At 66.0% G+C, this 429-nt stretch carries 1 protein-coding gene; it reads left to right on the top strand.

What is annotated here, in order from left to right:
• A partial coding sequence (locus ES017_RS15465) for a hypothetical protein (RefSeq protein ID WP_216367596.1) occupies nt 1–429 on the top strand: 429 nt, incomplete at both ends.

Here is a 429-nt window from a genome sequence, read left to right as displayed (position 1 = left end):
GCAGGGGGAGGGCGGTTTTACCGCGGACGACGAGAAATTGCTGCGCATCCTCGCGGCGCAGGTCGGACGGATCTACGAGAACGGCAGCCTGTACCGGCAGGTAAGCGGGCACGCCCTCGAACTCGAAGTCGAGATCGTCGCCCGCGAACGGGCACAGCGGCATTTGAGCTCGCAATACGAGGTGGCGCGCATCCTCGGGGAAGCAGTGAGCTTTGACGAAGTCGCGCTGAAGGTATTGCAGGCGATCTGCGCAAAGCTCGATTTCGCGGCGGGGGCGTTGTGGAAGGTGGATGAGCCCGGAGGGGTGCTGCGCTGCCTCGGAGCGTGGTGCCAGCCGACGGAACTGTGCGGCGAATGGGTGGCGAAGACATGCCGGATGGTGCTCGAACCCGACCGAGGGGCTCCCGGCAACGTCTGGTCGTCGCGCCG

The organism is Anoxybacillus sp. EFIL (genome assembly GCF_013096955.1).
GTDB classification, from domain to species: Bacteria; Bacillota; Bacilli; order Bacillales; family Anoxybacillaceae; genus Anoxybacillus; species Anoxybacillus ayderensis.
The sequence above is the reverse complement of the archived record's forward strand: the minus strand, read 5'-3'. Positions and strand labels throughout refer to the sequence as shown.